The following is a 21,134-nucleotide window of genomic DNA, read 5'->3' on the forward strand; positions in this document are numbered from 1 at the left end:
TTTTGTGGTTAAAAACATTGTACCGTATCAGGCACTCATATGGCCTTTTCTTTTTACACAATTATATGGACTTTATCCTGATGAACTTTAAAAAATTATCTTTCCCGATAAAATTGTAGAATCTTTATCCAAATATCACTTCAAAGGAGACGATTATGGCTAAACACAAAATCTATACCATCTATGCCGAACTAGCAGATTATGAGCCAAAGATTTGGCGGCGTTTTGAAATAAATGGGCAGAAAACCATCGCCGAGCTTGTGTACATCACCATGATTCAATTTGAAATGCAAGCTAGTCATTTGTACGAGATGACTTTGCAGCTAGCTCCTCGTTTTGGGATAGCGAATCTGCGGCAACGCTATCGTTTTTATCCTCAGATGATGCCACCAGAATATGAAGAAGAGGGTGTCATGAGTTTCCCAGCAGAAGCGCACAACTTGAATAATTTTGGTGTGAACAAAGACGATAAATTAACCTTGCTTTATGATTTTGGTGATGGCTGGGAAGTTCATCTTCATGTAGAAAATGTGGAAGAAAGAGAAATTTCCCTAAAAGAAATTCCTCGCGTTATCTCCGGGGAAGGCTTTGGCATTATTGAAGATTGTGGTGGTCCTGGTGGCCTAGCGCATGTGGCGGAGGTTTTTGCAGAAGGTCACGGGGATGAATATGATTACTTGTCCTCATGGTTGAGCGTTGAACAGCTCGACCTTGCACACTTTGACCGCGAAGAAATGAATATCCGCATAAAAAAACTTTTGCGCGTGTACCGGCAAAGTTATGAGGAAGGGCTAGAACCTAGTCGCCAGATGCTGAAGTTCCTTTTACGGCAAGAATAAAAAAGTTGAAGACCCCTGTGCCATTCTTTTTCAAGCTTGGCGTAGAGGTCTTCAGCTTTTTAACTTTCAATTTTAATAATGACGACACCCACCTTGCCATCAGGACTATCGTAATATACATGCTGATTGACGCGCTACAGTCACACCAAACAATTGCTAGCTTATTAGTGTGAAAATAGCCATCGTTTCAATCCTCCTTGAAACGATGGCTATTTCTCTGCCCAATATTTAGTTAATGCTCCTTAAAAAACGCCACCAGTGTTCCTTGGTCACAAGAAGTGAAGCCGAATTTTTCATAAAAGTGGCGAACATCAGGTGCTTCTTCTGTTAGTAAAACCTTTTGGCGGATGTTTGGGTGGAGCGCTAGCATTTTAGTCATTAAAGCACTGCCAACTCCTTGGTTTTGAAAGGTTGGGAGTACCAAAATATCTTGAATGTAGAGAATGGTTTCGCCATCCCCAACTGCGCGAATCAGACCCAGCAGCTGTTTATCTTGCCAAGCGGTAATTACGGTGAGGGAATTGGCGAGGGCGCGTTTTAAACGCTTTAAATCATTGGTATAAGCCGTCCAGCCGACGCTTGTATACAGGTCAGCGCTGTCTTTTAAAGGAACGGGTTGATTTATTTGATAGGTTATCATCTTTTTCCTCCTAATTATTTTTATAAAATTAAGAGTGGTTACGTAATTTCATAATGACACAGTGCTCCTTTATATGAGATGGGTTTATTATAGCACTTATCGTGGACAAAACTTAACCCAACCAAAAACGACTTATCTCAAAAATAGAGGTAAGTCATTTTGCTGTTTATAAAGTTTTTGCTAAAACTACGGTGGACATTTTTTCTCCCAGTTGGTTCTCCCAATTGTCAGGAAGGAAGTCCACTTGCTTAAAACCGAACTTGCGATAAAGAGCCAGAGCCGGCGTGTTCACGGCGTTGACATTTAAAATAATTTGGTTCGCATCAAATTTTTCTTGTAACAGTTGGCAGCCTAAAGTTAAAGCGCTCAGCGCATAGCCTTGGCGCAGTTTAGTAGTGTCGCCAATTTTAATATCCAATTGGTAGTGCCCGTCAGCTAAGGGTTCATAACAAAATTCACCAATTGGCGTTTCCTCTTCGTCAAGAATTAAGAGAAATGCGGCATTTTTTTGCTGGTAATAAGTTAAGGATTTTTGTACTTTGGTGGCTGTTGCGCTTAGTCCACGGGGGAAGCCCACCCATTTCATAACAGTGGGGTCGTTCCACCATTGACAAATCAAAGGGGCATCCGTCATGGTAGCGGGGCGAAAAGTTACAGCGTGTTCCATCAGCACTCCTCCTTAAGCAAAAGGTAATGTATCATCGGCGACAAAAGCGGAGACTTGGTGCATGCCGCGGGTAATCATGGTGTATAAAATCAAACGGTCGCTGGCTGTGGCAAAGTTTTCTTTAGAAATATTGTAAAGCAAGACTTCGTCAAATTCTAATCCCTTGGCTAAGTAAGCCGGTAGAATCACTAAGTTGCGTTTGAAAAAGTCGTCTTCGTTTAAAATTAATTGGAAGTCTAGATTTGATTCTTTTAAAGCATCCCCTAGAGCTTGAGCTTCGGCGGTGGTTTTCGTCAGAATAGCTTGGCGCATAATTTGTGGGGAGCGTTCTTTTTCGAGACTAGCCACTAGGTCAGCGACTAATTGTTTTGCATCTTCCCGATAATAAATTGTTGGCGTTGTGCCGTGCCGTGGCGCATCGGTTTGCGGCGGATTTTCTAAGAAGCTTTCGGCAAAACGGGTAATTTCTTGGGTGGAACGGTAACTAGTGGTAAGTTGGTAGCGCTCCACGCGTTTGTCGGGGAAAATATCCAAGAGATGGGTCACTAATGTCGGATTGCCAAAAATTTGTTGGTTCAAATCGCCACAAAAAGTAAAGTTGGCATCCGGATGCATTTCTTTTAAAAGTTGCGCTTCTAAAGGGGTCACGTCTTGCATTTCATCCACGAAAATAAAGCGGGCTTGTTGGCTGACGTAAAAAGGTAGGAGGCGTTTTTTCATCAGGCAACAGAGCGCCGCATCTTCTTGTAAAATAATTTTTTCCCGGAAATTTTCTTGGATGTGGAGAATTTCACCTTGCCAAGCTTCAGGCGTGACGTGATACTGTTGCAATAATTCGGCAGGGGCTTGTTGTAAGAAGTGGCGGTACTGCAAGCTAAAGGCGATAAACTCAAAGTCATCTACTACTTGTTTTAATTTTTTAAAATATTTTTTAACGATTTTTACGGAAAGTTCTTTCCGCAATTTCTTTTCGTTCACGTCGTTGTCTTCCAATTGGAAGTTTTGTTCGTAGTGTTGGGTGACTTTTTCTTGGACCCAATCTTTTACCCATTGTGCTTTTTGTTCGTCTTTCATTAAGCCGCCGAGTTTTTTGTAGAGCTTCGTTTGTAAGAGGGAAAGGCGTTGATGAATCGGCAGGGTTGGATTAGCTTCTTGGTAGTATTGGCGAATTTGCTGTTTGCTAATTTTCACTTGGCCTTTAATTTTTAAATCTCTAAAGGCAGGGCCGACACTGGTGATCTCTTTCAGATAGGTCTCTAAATTTTTCGACCAAGCTAAATCGGCTTTTAGTAAGCTACTGGCGCTGCGCCCCCCGGCTAAAAAGTTCGCTTCGGCAGCTTGCGGTTTCGTGACGATATATTGAGGCAAAAGGTGTTGGAAGTAAGCGCCAAACGTGGTGGTAGGAATTTGATTTTCTCCTAAAGAGGGCAGAACTTCGGCGATGTATTCACTAAAAAGGTGGTTAGGCGAAAACAAGAGGACTTGTTCAGGTTTCAACCAGTTGCGATGGGTATACAAAAGATAGGCGACCCGTTGTAATAATGCAGAAGTTTTCCCACTACCAGCAATGCCTTCAATCATCATTACTTGCGAGTTGGTGTTACGAATAATGGCGTTTTGCGCTTTTTGAATGGTGGCCACGATATTTTTCATATGGTGATTAGAATTTTCGTCTAAAATTTCCAATAAGAAATCGTCGTGAATCGTTTCTGAAGTGTCCGCCATGGAAAGAAGTTTGCCATCCGTAATTTTAAATTGGCGTTTCAAGTTTAACGTAACAGCTAATTTTTCTCCTTGGGCCTCGTAGTAAGTGGGGCCGAGTTCGCTTTCGTAATAGAGGTTGGCAATGGGAGAGCGCCAGTCCACCACTAGCGGCTCGTCTGCATCGTCCCGTAAAGAGGCTACCCCGACGTAAAGGCGATTTTTTTCCTCTTCTTCCGTGAAATCAATGCGGGCAAAGTACGGATTTTTCGTCATAATTTTTAAGACTTGTTGACGTTTTTTTTGTGCTTCTAAAGTGTGGTAGCGCACCAGTAAGTCTACTTCATGTTGGCGGCGGTTAATGTAAGAGTCCCGGAAACTCTCATCTGAGAAGGTATTGATTTTATTTTCAGCGGCACCATTTTCTAAAGCTTCATTTTTTAAAGCTTGTTCTTGGTCCAAGGCCGCTTGGTGTAAAACGCGTTTTTCTTCAGCAATTAAAGCTAAACTCTTTTGCAGTTGTTGCTCTTCTAAGGCTCGTTGTTGCAAAGGATTCATCCTTTCTTTTTCCAAAGTTCGACAAAAAATTATAGCACCTTTTTTGCAAAAGGGAAATAGTTTGTCCTAAATGGTAACGCTTTACTTTTGAAAGGCAAAAAAACTTGCCAACGACAGTCGTCAGCAAGTTTTTAGAAGAGCCACCAAAAAGCGGCGATGATCATCATGAAAAGCAGAATGACCAGGAGGCCACCTAACAACAATTTACGACGCTTTTTTTGTTGGCGTTGTTGTTTGCGGATAATGGGTGTTTTGGCCAGCGGCGCATTTTCAGCTGCTTCCGTTGGTGCTATAGGAGCGGGGGGTTCACCAGAACTTTTGGCCCGTTCTGCGGCTTTTTCCTGAGCCAACGCTTCTTGGGCTAAAAAATGTTGTTCTGACAACAAACGCATTTTGGCAGGCCCCGTGGCGTGTTGTAAAATTTCTTTCCGCTGATCTTTGACTTCCGGCATAAAAATAATCTCTTGGAAGGCGTCACCCCTTAATAAAAGTTTCGCTTCCTGGTCGTCAGCTAAAAGCCATAACTGTCCGTCAGGCAAACTTTTTTTATAATGAATTCCCCGTTGAAAACTCAAGGGGAGTTGACTGGAGTAAATAATAATGCCTCGTTTCACGTGTTTCACCTCAATTCCATTGTAACGTATTTTTAAAGACAGTGGAATCTTTTCCTAATGTAAATCAGTGGCGAAAGTATGTTCCCTATGCTATACTAGTTGAGGAATTTTAGGCGAACTTTCAGGCAAAGTCAGTGCCCACCAACAGCGGAATATCCAAAAGCAGCTGCACGCTTTCTGGTATTGCGCTAGTTAGCTTTGGGAAAAGAAAATTCGGCTCAAGGTGTCATGAAAAGAACGGGGGAAAATCATGATTGAACGCGTTACAGATAACCAATTTGAAGTAGTCTCCAGTTACCAACCAGCCGGCGATCAGCCGCAAGCCATTGCGGAGCTAGTCGAAGGCATTGAAGGTGGGGAAAAAGCTCAGATTTTACTGGGCGCCACCGGGACGGGGAAAACTTTTACCATTTCGGAAGTGATTGCCAAGGTGAACAAGCCTACTTTGGTGATTGCCCACAATAAAACTTTAGCCGGTCAGCTTTACGGGGAGTTTAAAGAATTTTTTCCCCATAATGCGGTGGAATATTTTGTTTCCTATTATGATTACTACCAGCCGGAAGCTTACGTACCGTCTTCAGATACATATATTGAAAAAGATGCCAGCATTAACGATGAAATAGATAAGCTGCGCCACTCCGCCACTAGTTCTTTACTGGAACGCAACGACGTGATTGTGGTGGCTTCGGTTTCATGTATTTTCGGTTTAGGAGATCCCAACGAGTACCAAGAACAAGTGCTCTCTTTAAGGGTGGGCATGGAAATGGAACGGAATCAATTGTTAACACAATTAGTGGAGATGCAATTTGATCGTAACGATATCGACTTTCAACGGGGCCGCTTTCGGGTGCGGGGGGATGTCGTGGAAATTTTCCCCGCTTCTCGGGATCAACACGCACTGCGGGTGGAATTTTTCGGCGATGAAATTGAAAAGATTCGCGAAGTGGACGCCTTAACCGGTGAAACCGTAGCGGAAGTGGAGCACGTGGCGATTTTCCCCGCCACCCACTTTGTCACGAATGAAGAGCATTTGGAAAAAGCGATTGCCCGTATTCAGACGGAACTCGATGAACGCTTAACACAATTGCGAAGTGAAAATAAATTATTAGAAGCCCAACGTTTGGAACAGCGCACCAACTACGATATTGAAATGATGCGGGAGATGGGCTACACTTCCGGCATCGAAAATTACTCTCGTCATTTAGAAGGACGGGCAGAAGGGGAACCCCCTTACACGTTACTGGACTTCTTCCCCAAAGATTTCTTGTTAGTGATTGACGAGTCCCACGTAACGATGCCCCAAGTGAGGGGGATGTATAACGGTGACCGCGCCCGGAAGCAAATGTTAGTAGATTACGGTTTCCGTCTGCCGTCCGCTTTAGATAACCGCCCTTTACGTTTAGAGGAATTTGAAAAACATGTCCACCAAATCGTTTATGTTTCCGCCACTCCTGGTCCATACGAACGGGAACAAACTGAGACGATTGTGGAACAAATCATTCGGCCAACGGGACTTTTGGATCCCGTAGTAGAAGTGCGACCAATTATGGGGCAAATTGACGACTTAGTAGGGGAAATCAACGAGCGGGTGGAAAAAGACGAACGGGTCTTTGTTACCACCTTAACCAAGAAGATGGCGGAAGACTTAACGGATTACTTCAAAGAGATGGGGATTAAAGTCAAGTATCTCCATAGCGACATTAAAACTTTGGAGCGGAGTGAAATTATTCGCGACTTGCGGCTGGGAGAATTCGATGTCTTAGTGGGGATTAACTTGTTGCGGGAAGGAATCGATGTGCCAGAAGTTTCTTTAGTGGCGATTTTAGATGCCGATAAGGAAGGTTTCTTACGTTCGGAACGTTCCCTAGTGCAAACCATCGGGCGGGCTGCCCGCAATGCTAACGGGAAAGTCATCATGTATGCGGATAATCTGACGGATTCCATGCGCAATGCGATGGAGGAAACTGCACGGCGGCGCACCATCCAACAAGCTTACAACGAAGAACACGGGATTACCCCCAAAACCATTATTAAAAAGATTCGCGATGCGATTTCCTTTACCAAACAAGCGGCGGAAGAAGAGCATAGCTTGACGGTGGAACGTTTAACCGAATTAAATAAAGAAGAACGTCAAACCTTAATCATCAAATTAGAAAAAGAAATGAAAGAAGCGGCCAAAGCGCTGGACTTTGAAACGGCCGCCACGTTGCGGGATTCCATCTTAGAGTTGAAAGCACTAGATTAGGAGTGAAGTTATGCCAAACGATAAAATTGTGATTCATGGGGCTCGGGCCCATAATTTAAAAAATATTGATGTCACCATTCCACGGGACCAACTGGTGGTGGTGACGGGACTTTCTGGTTCTGGGAAGAGCTCCTTAGCTTTTGATACCTTGTACGCTGAAGGTCAACGACGCTATGTAGAAAGTTTATCTTCTTACGCCCGCCAATTTTTAGGGCAAATGGATAAACCCGATGTGGATAGCATTGATGGCTTGTCACCAGCGATTTCCATCGACCAAAAAACCACCAGCAAGAATCCCCGTTCTACTGTCGGGACGGTGACGGAAATTAACGATTACTTGCGGCTCTTGTATGCTCGGGTGGGGCATCCTATTTGTCCCAATGACCATATTGAAATTACCGCCCAATCCGTCGAACAAATGGTGGAGCGGGTCTTAGCTTTACCGGAAAAAAGTCGTTTGCAAATCTTAGCTCCCATTGTCGTCCAGAAAAAAGGTCAACATAAAAAAGTGTTTGAGACCATTCAAAAAGAAGGCTATGTGCGGGTCCGGGTGGACGGTGAAATCTACGATGTCACGGAAGCACCAGAACTGGAAAAAAATAAAAAGCACGATATCGCCATTGTTATTGACCGGATTGTTTTAAAAGAAGGGATTCGCTCCCGGCTCTTTGATTCTTTTGAAGCGTGTCTGCGTCTTGCGCAAGGCTATGCCATCGTGGATGTGATTGGTGGGGAAGAGTTATTATTCTCTGAACACTACGCTTGTCCTTATTGCGGCTTTACGGTGGGGCAATTAGAACCACGCCTCTTTTCTTTCAACGCGCCCTTTGGAGCTTGTCCCGAATGTGACGGCTTGGGCTTAAAGCTGGAAGTGGATTTGGATTTAGTCATTCCCGATAAAAGTAAAACGTTACGGGAAGGGGCTATCGCGCCGTGGAATCCCATTAGTTCTCAATATTATCCCCAACTTTTGCAACAAGCTTGTGACAGTTTTGGCATTGACTTAGATACTCCTTTTGCCGATTTACCGCAAGAACAACAAGAAATCGTCTTAAAAGGTTCCAACGGCGACACCTTCCATTTCCATTATGAAAATGATTTTGGTGGGGTGCGGGACGTGGAAGTTCCTTTTGAAGGGGTCCTTGTCAATATTGAACGCCGCTACCAAGAAACTAGTAGTGACTTTACGCGGGAGCAAATGCGTCTTTACATGACGGAGCTTCCTTGCCAAGCTTGTCACGGTTTGCGTTTGAATCCCCAAGCTTTAGCGGTGCAAGTGAACCATACGAATATCGGTGAATTGAGTCAATTGACGATTGTTAAAGCCTTGGCTTTTGCGGAAAACTTGACCTTAAGTGCACAAGAAACCACTATTGCCCGCCCGATTTTAAAGGAAATCAAAGATCGCCTCAGCTTTTTAAAAAATGTCGGCTTAGATTATTTAACCTTAGCGCGGGCAGCGGGTACCTTATCTGGGGGGGAAGCCCAACGGATTCGCTTAGCCACGCAAATTGGTTCCAATTTGTCCGGGGTGCTCTACATCTTAGATGAACCCTCCATTGGTCTCCATCAACGGGACAATGATCGTTTGATTCATTCCTTGAAAAAGATGCGGGACTTAGGCAACACCTTGATTGTAGTAGAACACGACGAAGATACCATGTTAGCCAGTGACTACTTGATTGATGTAGGTCCTGGTGCTGGCGCCCAAGGTGGGGAAATTGTCGCTGCCGGCACGCCAGCAGAAGTGCGGGCTAACCCAAACTCCATTACCGGGCAATATTTATCAGGGAAGAAAAAAATTCCAGTACCGAAAACGCGTCGCAAAGGGAGCGGGAAAAAGATTCGCATCACTGGGGCGCGGGAAAATAATTTGAAAAACTTAACGGTGGACTTTCCCCTGGGAAAATTTGTCGCCGTGACGGGTGTTTCCGGTTCTGGGAAGAGCACCTTAGTGAATCAAATTTTACGCAAAGCCTTGTCACAAAAAATTAATCGCGCTACGGCTAAACCTGGGAAGTTTGACAAAATCACGGGGGTGGCCGGGATTGAAAAAATTATCGACATCGACCAAAGTCCCATTGGGCGGACGCCCCGTAGTAATCCCGCCACTTATACCAGTGTCTTTGATGATATTCGCGATCTCTTTAGTAAGACCAATGAAGCGAAGATTCGCGGTTATCAAAAAGGGCGTTTCTCCTTTAATGTCAAAGGGGGCCGCTGTGAAGCTTGTAAAGGGGACGGGATTATAAAAATCGAGATGCACTTTTTGCCTGATGTCTACGTACCTTGTGAAGTGTGTCATGGTAAACGTTATAACTCAGAAACTTTAGAAGTCCGTTACAAAGGAAAAAATATCGCGGACATTTTAGAAATGACAGTGGAAGACGCGGTAGAATTTTTCCAACCGATTCCTAAAATTGCCCGCAAGTTGCAAACGATTTTAGACGTCGGTTTAGGTTATGTGACCTTGGGACAACCCGCAACGACCTTATCGGGTGGGGAAGCCCAACGGATGAAATTAGCTGCCGAACTCCATAAAATTTCTAATGGGAAAAACTTTTATATTTTAGATGAACCCACCACTGGACTCCACACGGATGATATTGCCCGCCTCTTAGTCGTCTTAGAACGCCTCGTAGATAATGGCAACACGGTGTTAGTGATTGAACACAATTTAGACGTCATTAAGTCCGCCGATTACCTGATTGACTTAGGTCCTGAAGGGGGCGAAGGCGGCGGGGAGATTGTAGCTACCGGTACGCCAGAAGAAGTTGCCTCTGTTCCTGCCAGCTACACTGGTCATTATTTAAAAAAGGTTTTAGCAAAATAGTGTAAATTTCCGAAGAATTTGCAGTCTTCTTTAAGAAATTGTAAAAAGTCGTTGAAATTTTATTTCTTTTTCATAGAATGGGTTTATACTGACGGTGGTGAAGTGAGATGTTCTTACTCATCCACCTATAGAAATCCGTTCAAAAAGCAAGAAGCCAGCTGGGGCAAAACAGCTGGCTTCTTGCTTTTTATTTTATGGCATTATCTTTCCGTGGCTGTTTTTTTCAGTAAGCCGAAAATCACACCAGAAATGATGGCGCCAATGGCAATCAAGAGGAGATACATTAGGGGATGATTTAATAAAGGAACAACGAAAATTCCACCGTGGGGCGCCATCAGACGAATACCTAAGCCCCCGACAAAGCCTCCCGTAATGGCTGAACCGATTAAGAAGCTGGGAATGGCCCGCAATGGATCAGAAGCGGCGAAAGGAATTGCCCCTTCAGTGACAAAGGAAAGTCCCATGACAATATTGGTAATCCCGGCATCTTGTTCTTCTTTAGTAAATTTATTTTTAAATAAGCGCGTAGCCACAAAGACAGCTAGTGGCGGTACCATCCCACCTGCCATGACAGCCGCCATAACGATGGAGCCACCTTCAGCTACAGTGGTGGCTAATGTAGCCGTACCAAAGACATAAGCGGCTTTATTAATCGGACCACCTAAGTCTGTGGCCATCATGCCGGCTAATAAAGCACCTAGTAAAGCGGCGTTTGTTCCCCCTAAACTATTTAAGAAATCATTTAACGCTGTATTGATGGCACTCATGGGAATGTTAATCAAAAGCATTAAGAACCCAGCAATCAGCAGGCCAAAGAAAGGATAGAATAAAATTGTTTTAATTCCATCTAAGGATTTTGGCAATTTGCTAAAGACTTTTCGTAAGAAAAGAATGACATACCCGGCGAGGAAACCACCGATTAAAGCGCCGAGGAAACCAGCTCCACCGGCATTAGCAAGGGCACCAGCAGCAAAACCGACAACTAAACCAGGACGGTCGGCGATACTGGAAGCAATAAAGCCAGCTAGAACAGGTAACATGAACCCAAAGGCCGCTTGACCGATTTGGTTGAACCATTGCGCTTGGTCGTGATAAGAACCTAATTGACTTAAGGCATCGTGGGGAACTCCCATAAAGTTATCAATCATAAAGGAAATGGCAATCATAATTCCCCCGGCAATAACGAAAGGTAGCATGTGGGAGACACCATTCATTAAGTCTTTATAAATACGTTGGCCAATTGTTCCTTCCGCGCTAGCAGCATGACTTTCTTCACTTGAAGGCTCAGCATGGAAAATAGGGGCTTGTTTACTTAAGGCTTCATTAATTAACTCTTCAGGTTTACGAATGCCATCTGATACTGGACGGTTGACGAGGTGCTTGCCATCAAAACGATTCATTTCGACTTTTTTATCGGCAGCAACAATCACTCCCACGGCGTTTTCGATATCTTCTGAGGTGAGACGATGTTTAATCCCTTCTGAACCGTTTGTTTCAACTTTAATTTTCACCCCCATGGCTTTTGCTTGTTTTTTCAAAGCATCTTCTGCCATATACGTGTGGGCAATACCAGTGGGACAAGCAGTAACGGCAACGACGTAAGGCTCATCTTTTTCAGCTGTGTCTGGCATAGTCGCCGCTGCGGCTTTTTCTTCCGATTCTTCCGCTTCTTTTGCTGCTTCAGCTGTCGCAAATAAGTTTTGCACTTCATCAGGAGTGGTAGCTTCTTTTAATTGGGCCACAAAATTTGGATCAATCAACAGGCGACTTAAAGCAGCTAAGGCTTGTAAATGAGTATCATTAGCGCCCTCTGGTGCCGCAATCATGAAGAAAAGATAGGTGGGTTGGCCATCTAACGCTTGATAATCAAGACCTGCTTTACTTTTAGCAAAAAGTACCGTAGCTTCTTTGACCGCTGCGTTTTTAGCGTGGGGCATCGCAATACCATCCCCTAGACCGGTGGAGGTTTGAGCTTCGCGGGCTAAGATGCCTTTTTTGTAAGTGTCGATATCACTAATGCGCCCAGCGTCATAAAGTTTTTGGACCATTTCATCAATGGCCCTCGCTTTATCGGTAGCTTTAAGGTCCATAATCATGACATCTTTTAATAATAAATCATTGATTTTCATCACGGTTCCTCGCTTTCTTTATTCACTAATTTTTGTAATTGCTACTTCAGGCAAGAGGCTATCAATCATTGCCCGTGTTGCTAAGTCGTCGGAAAAAGCAGTGGCACTACCACAAGCAACGCCCCATTTAAAGGCTTCAATGGGATCTTTTGTTTTTTCATAGGCGCCAATAAAGCCAGCAATCATGGAATCGCCGGCACCCACTGAATTTTTTACCGGTCGTTTTAACACGTTAGATTGGTAAACGCCCTCTGCAATGAATAATAAAGCGCCATCGCCAGCCATGGAAATTAACACGTGCTGGGCCCCGGCTTTTAAAAGCTTGCGCCCATAAGGCAAAATGTCTGCAATTGTTTCAAATTCAGTTTGATACAAGGCTCCTAATTCATGGTTATTAGGTTTAATCAGCAAAGGTTTTGCAGACAAGGCGTCGGCTAAGTCTTTACCCGTGGTATCAATGACAAACTCTGCTTCTTTTTCTTTTATAATTTCAATCAGTTCTTGGTAAAAGCCTTTAGGTAAAGATGCCGGGGTGCTCCCAGCTAAAACGACGATATCGCCTTTTTGCACTTGGCTAAGACGCTCTTTCAGTTCTTGAATTTCTTCGTTACTTAGTAAAGGTCCCAGGCCGTTAATTTCCGTTTCCGTTTGCGACTTTAATTTAATATTGATGCGACTATCGTAGCGCACGGGGGTAAAGGCACAAGTTAAGCCTTCATCTTTTAGTTGGCTTTCAATAAAGTGGCCTGTGAAACCGCCGATAAAGCCTAAAGCGGTGGCGGGTTGGTCTAAACGTTGTAAAATACGGGAAACGTTAATCCCTTTGCCGCCGGGGAACTTAAAGTCTTTGGTCATCCGATTGACTGCGCCAGGTTTGAAGTTTTCCACGTGGACAATATAGTCAATAGATGGGTTTAAAGTTACTGTGTAAATCATCGTGACACCTCCCTGATGGTTGTTTCTGCTAAATAGGCTTGCCGTTTGGCATCCTGTAGTGAATCGGTAATGATTTCCACTGCTGCTAGATCCGCAAATTTAGTAAAGGTTACTTTTTGAAATTTAGAAGCGTCGGCTAAAATAAAAGCGCGTTGTGCTTGCTGACATGCAATTTGTTTTAAAATGGCTTCTTCTGGATCAGGTGTAGTGATACCGGCTGATAAATCAATACCATTTGCGCCAATAAAAGCTTTTGTAAAATGAAAAGGGCGCAACTGTTGTAAAGCCGCCTGCCCTAAAGTAGCGTGGGTGGAAAGCTTAATACTGCCGCCGAGAATAATCGTTTGGATGTTGCGTTCAATCAGCTGGGCTGCATGTTGGACGGAATTGGTGACTACTTTTAAGCGGAGTTCGGCATGCAGATAAGGAATCATGGCTAAAGTAGTCGTGCCGGCATCAAGGTAGCAGACATCGTCGGGTTGTAAAAGGGTCGCCGCGTATTGGGCGATTTTTTGCTTTTCGACTAAGTGAGCCTTCGTTTTTTGATTCATATCTGGTTCTAAGACAAAGTGTTGTACTTTTTTAGCACCACCATGAATACGCTCTAATAGCTGTTGATCTTCTAGTTCTTGCAAGTCGCGGCGAATAGTCGATTCAGAAGCGTCTAATAATTGCGTGAGTTCTTGCAATTTAACAATATTTTGTTCCTGGATAATTTTCAGGATTTTTTGTTGCCGTTCCACTGTAAGCATTATCATTCCCCCTTATGGTAAGAATACCACGGTGCTTCTTCTTAATCAATCAAAAGCAATCATAAACGTTCGAAAACAGCCATTAAGTCTCCTAAGCTCGTCAATAACTAAACATCATGCAAAAGGAGTAAAGATTTTGCAAAGTAGTCAGCAATCAGGGAGATAAGCAAGACACGCCCGGCATGGTTGTGCTATACTGTTTTCAGTAGGTTTGAGGAGGGATTTAGATGGAAGTAGAAAAAAATGACCATCTGCAATTAGTGATTATCACTGGGATGAGTGGTGCTGGCAAAACCGTAGCCGTTCAGTGCTTTGAAGATTTAGGCTACTTTTGTATTGACAACATGCCGCCAAGTTTGATTCCTAAGTTTTGGGAACTAATTAAAGAAAGTGGCAAAGTAACGCAAATTGCTTTAGTTATTGATATGCGTTCCCGCTCCTTCTTTAGAGAAATTCAAGATATGTTATTGGAAATTGAAAATACGAATATTATTGATACCACATTATTGTTCTTAGACGCTTCTGATGAAGAGTTGGTTTCTCGCTATAAAGAAACACGACGGACCCATCCTTTGGCGATGGATGGTCTGGTGACGGAAGGCATTCGCAAAGAACGAGCCATTATGCAAGAAATTAAAGGGGATGCCCAACTGGTGATTGATACCACCAAGTTATCTCCTCGCCAATTAAGAGAACGGATTTATCAAGAGTTTAAAACGCAAGCTGTTCATACTTTCCGTATTGAGATGGTTTCCTTTGGTTTCAAATACGGTTTACCTATTGATGCTGATATTGTGATGGATGTCCGGTTCTTGCCTAATCCCCACTACGTCAATGAGTTGCGACCGTTAACCGGACTTGATGCGGCAGTTTACGATTACGTCATGGCTTTTCCAGAAACGGAAGAATTTTATGAGCGTTTTATGGCGTTACTGGAAAATATTATGCCCGGATATCAAAAAGAAGGTAAAAATAGCGTGACGATTGCCATTGGATGTACTGGTGGTCAACATCGTTCGGTAGCCTTGACACAACGAGTGGGAGAAGCTTTAGGAAAAAACTATCCGGTAAATATTACCCATCGTGATAAAGATAAGCGGAAAGAAACGGTGAACCGCTCATGAAAACATATCGGTTAAAAAAGCCCAAAATCGTGGTGATTGGGGGCGGTACTGGTTTACCGGTGATTTTAAAAGGGTTGCGGAATCAAGGGGCAGATATTACGGCCATTGTGACGGTAGCCGATGATGGGGGTTCTTCTGGCGAATTACGCAAAGCGATGCGGATTGCCCCGCCTGGTGATTTGCGTAATGTGTTAGTGGCTTTAAGTGAGATGCCCCAACTGTACGAAAAACTTTTCCAATATCGTTTCCAAGAAGGGGATGATTATTTTGCCAATCATTCTTTAGGTAACTTAATTATCGCCGCTTTAGCGGAAATGAAAGATAGCATGTACGACGCGATTCAAATTCTCGGGAAAATTTTACACATTGATGGCCACGTTTATCCGGCATCAGAAGAGCCCCTAACTTTACATGCCGTGTTTAAAGATGGCACCCAAGCCACCGGTGAGAGCTCTTTAGTAAAAGATCGCAAGACGATTGACCACGTCTTTGTCACGACGGCAGACAGTAAAACGACAGCACAACCGGCCCGCAAAGTGGTTAAAGCCATTGAAGAAGCAGATTTAATTTGCTTAGGGCCAGGTAGTCTTTTCACTAGTATTTTGCCTAATTTAGTCATTCCTGAAATTGGCGCAGCGCTTTTAAAAGCTCGTGGTGAAGTGGTGTACATCTGTAACATTATGACGCAAAAAGGGGAGACGGAGCACTTTAGTGATGCCGACCATATTCGGGTCTTGCACCACCATTTACAACAGCCTTTTGTCAATACCGTCTTAGTCAACACCCAACCTGTCCCCGTAGGATTTCCTGATCCGGAAATTTACGATGAGTATTTAGTACAAGTGACGCACGATTTCCAAGGATTACGGGCCGAAAATTGCCGGGTGATTTCCGCTGATTTTCTGGAGCTGAAAAACGGGGGAGTGTTTCACGATGGCGACAAAGTGGTGGAGGAATTGTTCCGTTTAATTTATTAGAAAGGAGGGCAAGCTGTGAGTTTTGCCTCAGAAGTAAAGCGCGAGTTAACCACCTTAGAAGTGCATCGGGAGCACGCAAAAGCTGAACTTGCTGCTTTAATCCGTATGAATGGTTCTTTGAGTATTTTGAATCATAAATTTATTTTAAATGTGCAAACGGAAAATGCCGCGATTGCGCGCCGGATTTTTTCCCTCTTAAAAGATCACTATGATGTAAAAAGTGAGCTTCTTGTGCGGCGCAAGATGAAACTGAAAAAAAATAATGTCTATATTGTGCGCTTAAAACAAGATACGCAACGGGTGCTTTTAGATTTAGATATTATGGAAGGCATGATGTTTCATTCCCATGTCGCCAATGAAATTATGGGCAATCCCCAAAAGATGCGTTCTTACTTGCGGGGGGCTTTTATGGCCGGCGGGTCGGTGAATAACCCCGAGACGAGTCGTTATCATTTAGAAATTTATTCGATTTATGAAGAGCACAATGATGATATTTGTCAGATGCTGAACTATTTTGATTTAAACGCCCGAACGTTTGAACGGCGCAACGGTTATATTGCTTATTTAAAAGGCGCGGAAAAAATCGCTGACTTTTTAACTTTAATTGGGGCTACTAATTCCATGTTGAAGTTTGAAGATGTGCGCATCGTGCGGGACATGCGCAATTCCGTCAATCGTCTAGTGAATTGTGAAACAGCCAACTTAAATAAGACGATTGATGCTGCCGCCAAGCAAGTGGAAAATATTATATATATTGACGAGCGCGTGGGTTTAGATCATTTGCCCTTAAAGCTTAAAGAAATCGCTGAATTAAGAGTGCAGTACCCAGAAATTTCTTTAAAAGAACTAGGAGAGATGGTGCCTAGTGGGCCGATTTCTAAATCGGGCATCAACCATCGGATTAGAAAAATTAACGAATTTGCGGATAATTTACGCAGTAATTAAAGGAGTCCCATGAAAAAAGTTTTATTATTTGATTTAGATGATACCTTATTGGATTTTAAAGCCGCTGAAGCTTATGGCTTGGAAAAAGTATTTACCCGTTATGGTGTACCCTATACGCCAGCTAAAATTGCCAATTACCAAACCATTAATCACAAGTTGTGGCAACAATATGAAGCCGGTAAAATTCCGCGTGAAGGCATTACCGGGGAGCGTTTTCCCCGCTTTTTTGCCGCTGAAGGGATTGACGCTAACGGACTGTTAGCAGAAGACGCGTACCGTACTTACCTAGGGGAAGCTAAAAAAGAAATCCCTGGAGCCCGGGCACTTTTAACGCAACTTCAAGCCGACTATGAACTTTGTTTAGTGACCAATGGTGTTGCGCAAACGCAAAAAGCGCGGCTGGCTAACACGGGCTTTGGTGCCTTTTTCAGCCACGTCTTTATTTCAGAAGAATTGGCCTGTCAGAAGCCTGATCCTCGTTTCTTCCAGCAAGTCGTGGCGGCCTTACCCCACTACCAAAAAGCAGAGATGTTGGTGATTGGGGATAGCTTAACCAGTGACATTCAAGGAGGTCAGGATAGCCAGATTGAGACGGTCTGGTTTAATCCGCGCCGTGAAAAAGCGACGATTGCGCCTACCTTTGAGATTCATGCCTTAAAAGACTTGCCAAACTTGTTACAAAAAATTTCTTAAGAAAAGCTACCATTCCTTGGAATATGCTATACTTATTGAGGAATCGCGGAAGGAAAGAGGTTGTGCTATGAATGTTAATTTAAGTCAATTCTTTGAGGCGAGTTACTGGCAAGAACTCTTTACCTCAAACCTTTTATCTTGGAGTTTCTTAGTGAAAGTCTTAGATATTCTTGTCGTCTGGTTCGTAGTCTACAAACTCATCATGTTGGTGCGGGGCACCAAAGCTGTGCAATTGTTAAAAGGGGTCGTGGTTTTCTTTGTCCTCCGTTTAATTGCCGGTTTGATTGGTTTGACTACTGTCTTGTGGATTATGAATCAAATTATTACCTATGGGGTAATCGCCGCTATTGTTATCTTCCAGCCAGAAGTGCGGCGGGGCTTGGAACACATTGGCCGCAGTTCGTTTTGGACGCCAACGCGCAAAGAAGCCGCCGAAGAAGATCGGATGGTGAAAGCCTTTGATAAGGCTATTCAATACATGGCCAAACGAAAAATTGGCGCGTTAGTCACGATTGAACGTTCCACAGGTCTAGATGAATACGTGGAAACCGGTATTCCGTTAGACGCAGACATTACGGGGGAATTATTAATTAATATTTTTATTCCCAATACGCCCCTCCATGATGGCGCCGTCATTATTAAAAATAATAAAATTGCCGTTTCCTGTGCGTACTTGCCCTTATCAGAAAGCCAACTGATTCCTAAAGAATTTGGGACGCGCCACCGGGCAGCAATTGGCATTAGCGAAGTATCGGATGCTTTGACCTTTGTCGTTTCAGAAGAAACCGGCGATGTCAGTATCACTTTAAACAACACCTTTATTCCCCATTTGAGCCAGGATGAATATTTGAAAATTTTACACCAAGAATTAGTGGAACGTAACACCAAAGATAAGGATGAAAAGAAACGTTCTCTTCTTCAGCAATTTATTGAAGGTATTAGCCTTAGTAAAGGAGGGAAGAAGTAGTGCAAAAATTTTTAAAAAGCAATTTATTTTACAGCCTGATTTCCTTACTCTTTGCCTTACTTCTTTTCTTTAATGCTAACTCTGGTACTTCACGGCAAGTAACGCAAAGTGCGCAGACGTATAATACGACTGCTTATGATGTGCCCATTCAAGTCGATTACGATGAAGACAAGTATTACGTATCCGGTTTGCCAGATACCGTCAGTGTTCATTTGAGTAGTCTAAATCGTATCAAATTAAACCAAGAGGCTGATGATTCCACGCGTTCCTTTAAGGTGGTGGCGGATTTAAGTCATCAAAGTAGCGGCACGGTGGATGTGACCTTACGGGTGACGAACTTAACTTCTGGTGTTGAGGCAATTGTGGATCCAGCCGTTGTTTCTGTAACGATTGAAAAGAAAGTCTCACAAAAATTTAAAGTGACACCAGTCTTGAGTGATAGTATAGTGAAGGATGGTTATACTTTAGGCGACGTGACGTTTGATAAGACGGAAGTAACCGTGACCACTGGTGAACAGACCATGACGCAGATTAAAGAAGTTCAAGCAGTCTTTAATCCTAACCGGACTACGATGGAAAGTTTTTCTGAAGAAGTTCAGCTGCAAGCCATTGATAGTAACGGTGACATTTTGCCGGTAACTATCGAACCTGCCCGCGTCACGGGTGAAGTGGAAGTAGTCGCTCCCACCAAAACCGTCAGCTTAAAAGCAAAAGAAACCGGAACAGTGGCTAGTGGAGTTGCTAGCGTCAATATCAACTTGGAAACCGATGAAGCGATAATTACTGGTCCGCAGTCACTTTTAGCTGAGCTCACCACTATTGAAATTCCAGTGGATGTTACGGGAATTCGCAAGGAAACCACCATGACAGTGGACATTCCCTTGCCGGAAGACAGTCTCACGGCAACGCCAAAGAGTGTAAAGGTGACTTTAACACCGATTTTTGCCAGTCAAAGCGGCAGCAGTTCAGCGCCTACTACGAGCGGTTCTAGTAGCAGTAGTAGTAGCGGAGTGCAAAGTGAGACGAGTGCAACAACTTCTAGCAGTGCTGCTGGCACTGCCACTGTGGAAACCACCACTTCAACAACAGCCAATTAATTAGTAATCGAAGACTTACATTAAAGGAGTATCATCATGGGAAAATATTTTGGGACTGACGGCGTCCGTGGCGTCGCAAATCAGGAATTAACACCAGAGTTAGCATTTAAATTAGGGCGCTGTGGCGGCTACGTTTTAAGTCGGCACCACGAAGGCGAAAGCAAACCTCGTGTTTTAGTAGGACGAGATACGCGAATCTCTGGCGAATTATTGGAGTACGCCTTAATCTCTGGTTTACTTTCCGTAGGGATTGAAGTATTTCGCTTGGGTGTGATTTCTACACCGGGGGTTGCTTATTTAACGCGGGTACAAAAAGCTGCTGCCGGGGTGATGATTTCTGCTTCCCACAATCCAGCAGCCGATAATGGAATTAAGTTTTTTGGTTCCGACGGTTACAAACTCGTAGACGACCAAGAGTTGGAAATTGAAGCGTTGTTGGACGCAGTCGACGACACTTTACCACGGCCAGCCGCAGAAGGCTTGGGTTCCGTGGATGATTATCCAGAAGGGTTGTTAAAATACTCGCAATTCTTAGAACAAACGGTGCCAGGCAATCTCGAAGGCTTGACGATTTGTGTCGATGCCGCTAATGGGGCCACTTATACCACCGTTAATCGGTTGTTTGCCGATTTAGACACGGACTTTTACACGATGGGAACTTCACCTAATGGCTTGAATATCAATGATGGTGTGGGTTCAACACATCCTGAAAAACTTCAAGCTTTCGTTTTGGAAAAGGCAGCCGATGTTGGGTTAGCTTTTGATGGCGATGGTGATCGGGTGATTGCGGTGGACGAATTAGGTAATATCGTTAACGGCGATAAAATTATGTATATCTGTGGCAAGTATTTAGCTGAAAAGAATCGTTTGAAAAAAAATACAGTAGTTGCTACGGTGATGAGTAATTTAGGTTTTTACAAAGCTTTGAAAGCGGCGGGCTTAAATGCGATCACTACCAAAGTCGGGGACCGTTACGTGGTGGAAGAAATGCGGAAAAACGACTATAACTTTGGTGGCGAACAGTCTGGTCATATGATTTTCTTGGACTTCAATACTACCGGTGACGGGATGCTTTCTGGGATTCAACTCTTAAGCATCATGAAAGAGACGGGCAAGAAATTGTCAGAACTCGCCGCCGAAATTACAGAATATCCACAAAAATTAGTGAACATTCGCGTCTCCAACAAAAATGGGGCCATGGAAGTACCAGCTATTAAAGCCGCTATTGAAGAAGCCGAAGCCGAAATGGCTGGCGATGGTCGGATTCTTGTACGTCCTTCCGGCACTGAACCTTTATTACGCGTAATGGCTGAAGCGCCAACGCCAGAAAAAGTGGAATACTACGTGGAAAAAATTGCCGCTGTAGTGCGCCAAGAAATTGGTTTAGAAGACTAACTGAAAATGCGTCGCTGACTCG

17 protein-coding genes are annotated in these 21,134 nt (G+C 43.7%); 10 read left to right on the forward strand and 7 right to left on the reverse strand.

Going from position 1 to position 21,134, the window contains the following annotated elements:
- The first annotated feature begins 155 nt into the window (after nucleotides 1-155).
- Nucleotides 156-839, forward strand: a complete 684-nt coding sequence (locus tag FFM57_RS04295) for a plasmid pRiA4b ORF-3 family protein (RefSeq protein ID WP_137599291.1) — start codon at nucleotides 156-158, stop codon at nucleotides 837-839.
- A gap of 232 nt (nucleotides 840-1,071) precedes the next feature.
- On the opposite strand, the gene FFM57_RS04300 is transcribed toward FFM57_RS04295, so the two are convergent.
- The 4 genes from FFM57_RS04300 to FFM57_RS04315 form a co-directional block, all read right to left on the reverse strand.
- Entirely contained in the window at nucleotides 1,072-1,479 is a 408-nt protein-coding gene (locus FFM57_RS04300) for a GNAT family N-acetyltransferase (RefSeq protein WP_137599292.1), read from the reverse strand.
- 166 nt (nucleotides 1,480-1,645) lie between these two features.
- On the reverse strand, nucleotides 1,646-2,146 hold the full coding sequence (locus FFM57_RS04305; RefSeq protein ID WP_137599293.1) for a GNAT family N-acetyltransferase: 501 nt from the start codon (nucleotides 2,144-2,146) through the stop codon (nucleotides 1,646-1,648).
- A 12-nt stretch (nucleotides 2,147-2,158) separates the two neighbouring features.
- A complete protein-coding gene (gene helD, locus FFM57_RS04310) occupies nucleotides 2,159-4,405 on the reverse strand; it encodes an RNA polymerase recycling motor HelD (RefSeq protein ID WP_137599294.1) in 2,247 nt (748 codons plus the stop codon).
- Between the two features lie 131 nt (nucleotides 4,406-4,536).
- On the reverse strand, nucleotides 4,537-5,019 hold the full coding sequence (locus tag FFM57_RS04315; protein ID WP_137599295.1) for a hypothetical protein: 483 nt from the start codon (nucleotides 5,017-5,019) through the stop codon (nucleotides 4,537-4,539).
- 250 nt (nucleotides 5,020-5,269) lie between these two features.
- Here FFM57_RS04315 and uvrB point away from each other — a divergent pair, with 250 nt between their 5' ends.
- Nucleotides 5,270-7,264, forward strand: coding sequence for an excinuclease ABC subunit UvrB (gene uvrB / locus FFM57_RS04320; RefSeq protein ID WP_137599296.1), 1,995 nt, complete (start codon nucleotides 5,270-5,272; stop codon nucleotides 7,262-7,264).
- 10 nt (nucleotides 7,265-7,274) lie between these two features.
- Nucleotides 7,275-10,097 carry an excinuclease ABC subunit UvrA gene (uvrA, locus tag FFM57_RS04325; RefSeq protein ID WP_137599297.1) on the forward strand — a complete coding sequence of 941 codons (2,823 nt, stop codon included), beginning with the start codon at nucleotides 7,275-7,277 and terminating at the stop codon, nucleotides 10,095-10,097.
- Between the two features lie 200 nt (nucleotides 10,098-10,297).
- Here the strand turns inward: uvrA and FFM57_RS04330 are convergent, their stop codons facing one another.
- From FFM57_RS04330 to FFM57_RS04340, 3 genes are read right to left on the reverse strand one after another with little or no spacing between them, the layout of a single operon-like run.
- A complete protein-coding gene (locus tag FFM57_RS04330) occupies nucleotides 10,298-12,226 on the reverse strand; it encodes a PTS fructose transporter subunit IIABC (protein ID WP_137599298.1) in 1,929 nt (642 codons plus the stop codon).
- Nucleotides 12,227-12,244: 18 nt separating this feature from the next.
- Nucleotides 12,245-13,162 carry a 1-phosphofructokinase gene (gene pfkB, locus FFM57_RS04335; protein ID WP_137599299.1) on the reverse strand — a complete coding sequence of 306 codons (918 nt, stop codon included), beginning with the start codon at nucleotides 13,160-13,162 and terminating at the stop codon, nucleotides 12,245-12,247.
- Nucleotides 13,159-13,914 carry a DeoR/GlpR family DNA-binding transcription regulator gene (locus FFM57_RS04340; protein WP_137599300.1) on the reverse strand — a complete coding sequence of 252 codons (756 nt, stop codon included), beginning with the start codon at nucleotides 13,912-13,914 and terminating at the stop codon, nucleotides 13,159-13,161. The genes pfkB and FFM57_RS04340 overlap by 4 nt, the downstream gene beginning before the upstream one ends.
- Before the next feature lie 227 nt (nucleotides 13,915-14,141).
- Between FFM57_RS04340 and rapZ the strand changes: the two genes are divergently transcribed.
- From rapZ to glmM, 7 genes are all read left to right on the forward strand, one after another.
- A complete protein-coding gene (gene rapZ, locus FFM57_RS04345) occupies nucleotides 14,142-15,038 on the forward strand; it encodes an RNase adapter RapZ (protein ID WP_137599301.1) in 897 nt (298 codons plus the stop codon).
- A complete protein-coding gene (locus FFM57_RS04350; RefSeq protein WP_137599302.1) occupies nucleotides 15,035-16,015 on the forward strand; it encodes a gluconeogenesis factor YvcK family protein in 981 nt (326 codons plus the stop codon). Before rapZ ends, FFM57_RS04350 begins: the two co-directional genes overlap by 4 nt.
- A 15-nt stretch (nucleotides 16,016-16,030) precedes the next feature.
- A complete protein-coding gene (gene whiA, locus FFM57_RS04355) occupies nucleotides 16,031-16,960 on the forward strand; it encodes a DNA-binding protein WhiA (protein ID WP_137599303.1) in 930 nt (309 codons plus the stop codon).
- Between the two features lie 9 nt (nucleotides 16,961-16,969).
- On the forward strand, nucleotides 16,970-17,653 hold the full coding sequence (locus FFM57_RS04360) for a YjjG family noncanonical pyrimidine nucleotidase (protein ID WP_137599304.1): 684 nt from the start codon (nucleotides 16,970-16,972) through the stop codon (nucleotides 17,651-17,653).
- Between the two features lie 67 nt (nucleotides 17,654-17,720).
- On the forward strand, nucleotides 17,721-18,620 hold the full coding sequence (gene cdaA, locus FFM57_RS04365) for a diadenylate cyclase CdaA (protein WP_137599305.1): 900 nt from the start codon (nucleotides 17,721-17,723) through the stop codon (nucleotides 18,618-18,620).
- Complete coding sequence (locus FFM57_RS04370; protein WP_137599306.1) at nucleotides 18,620-19,717, forward strand: CdaR family protein; 1,098 nt, start codon at nucleotides 18,620-18,622, stop codon at nucleotides 19,715-19,717. The genes cdaA and FFM57_RS04370 overlap by 1 nt, the downstream gene beginning before the upstream one ends.
- 36 nt (nucleotides 19,718-19,753) lie before the next feature.
- Nucleotides 19,754-21,112: a phosphoglucosamine mutase gene (glmM, locus tag FFM57_RS04375; protein WP_137599307.1), complete on the forward strand. Its 1,359-nt coding sequence runs from the start codon at nucleotides 19,754-19,756 to the stop codon at nucleotides 21,110-21,112.
- The last annotated feature ends 22 nt before the right edge of the window (nucleotides 21,113-21,134 follow it).

The sequence above is a fragment of the Enterococcus nangangensis genome (genome assembly GCF_005405245.1).
Classification (GTDB): Bacteria; Bacillota; Bacilli; order Lactobacillales; family Enterococcaceae; genus Enterococcus_J; species Enterococcus_J nangangensis.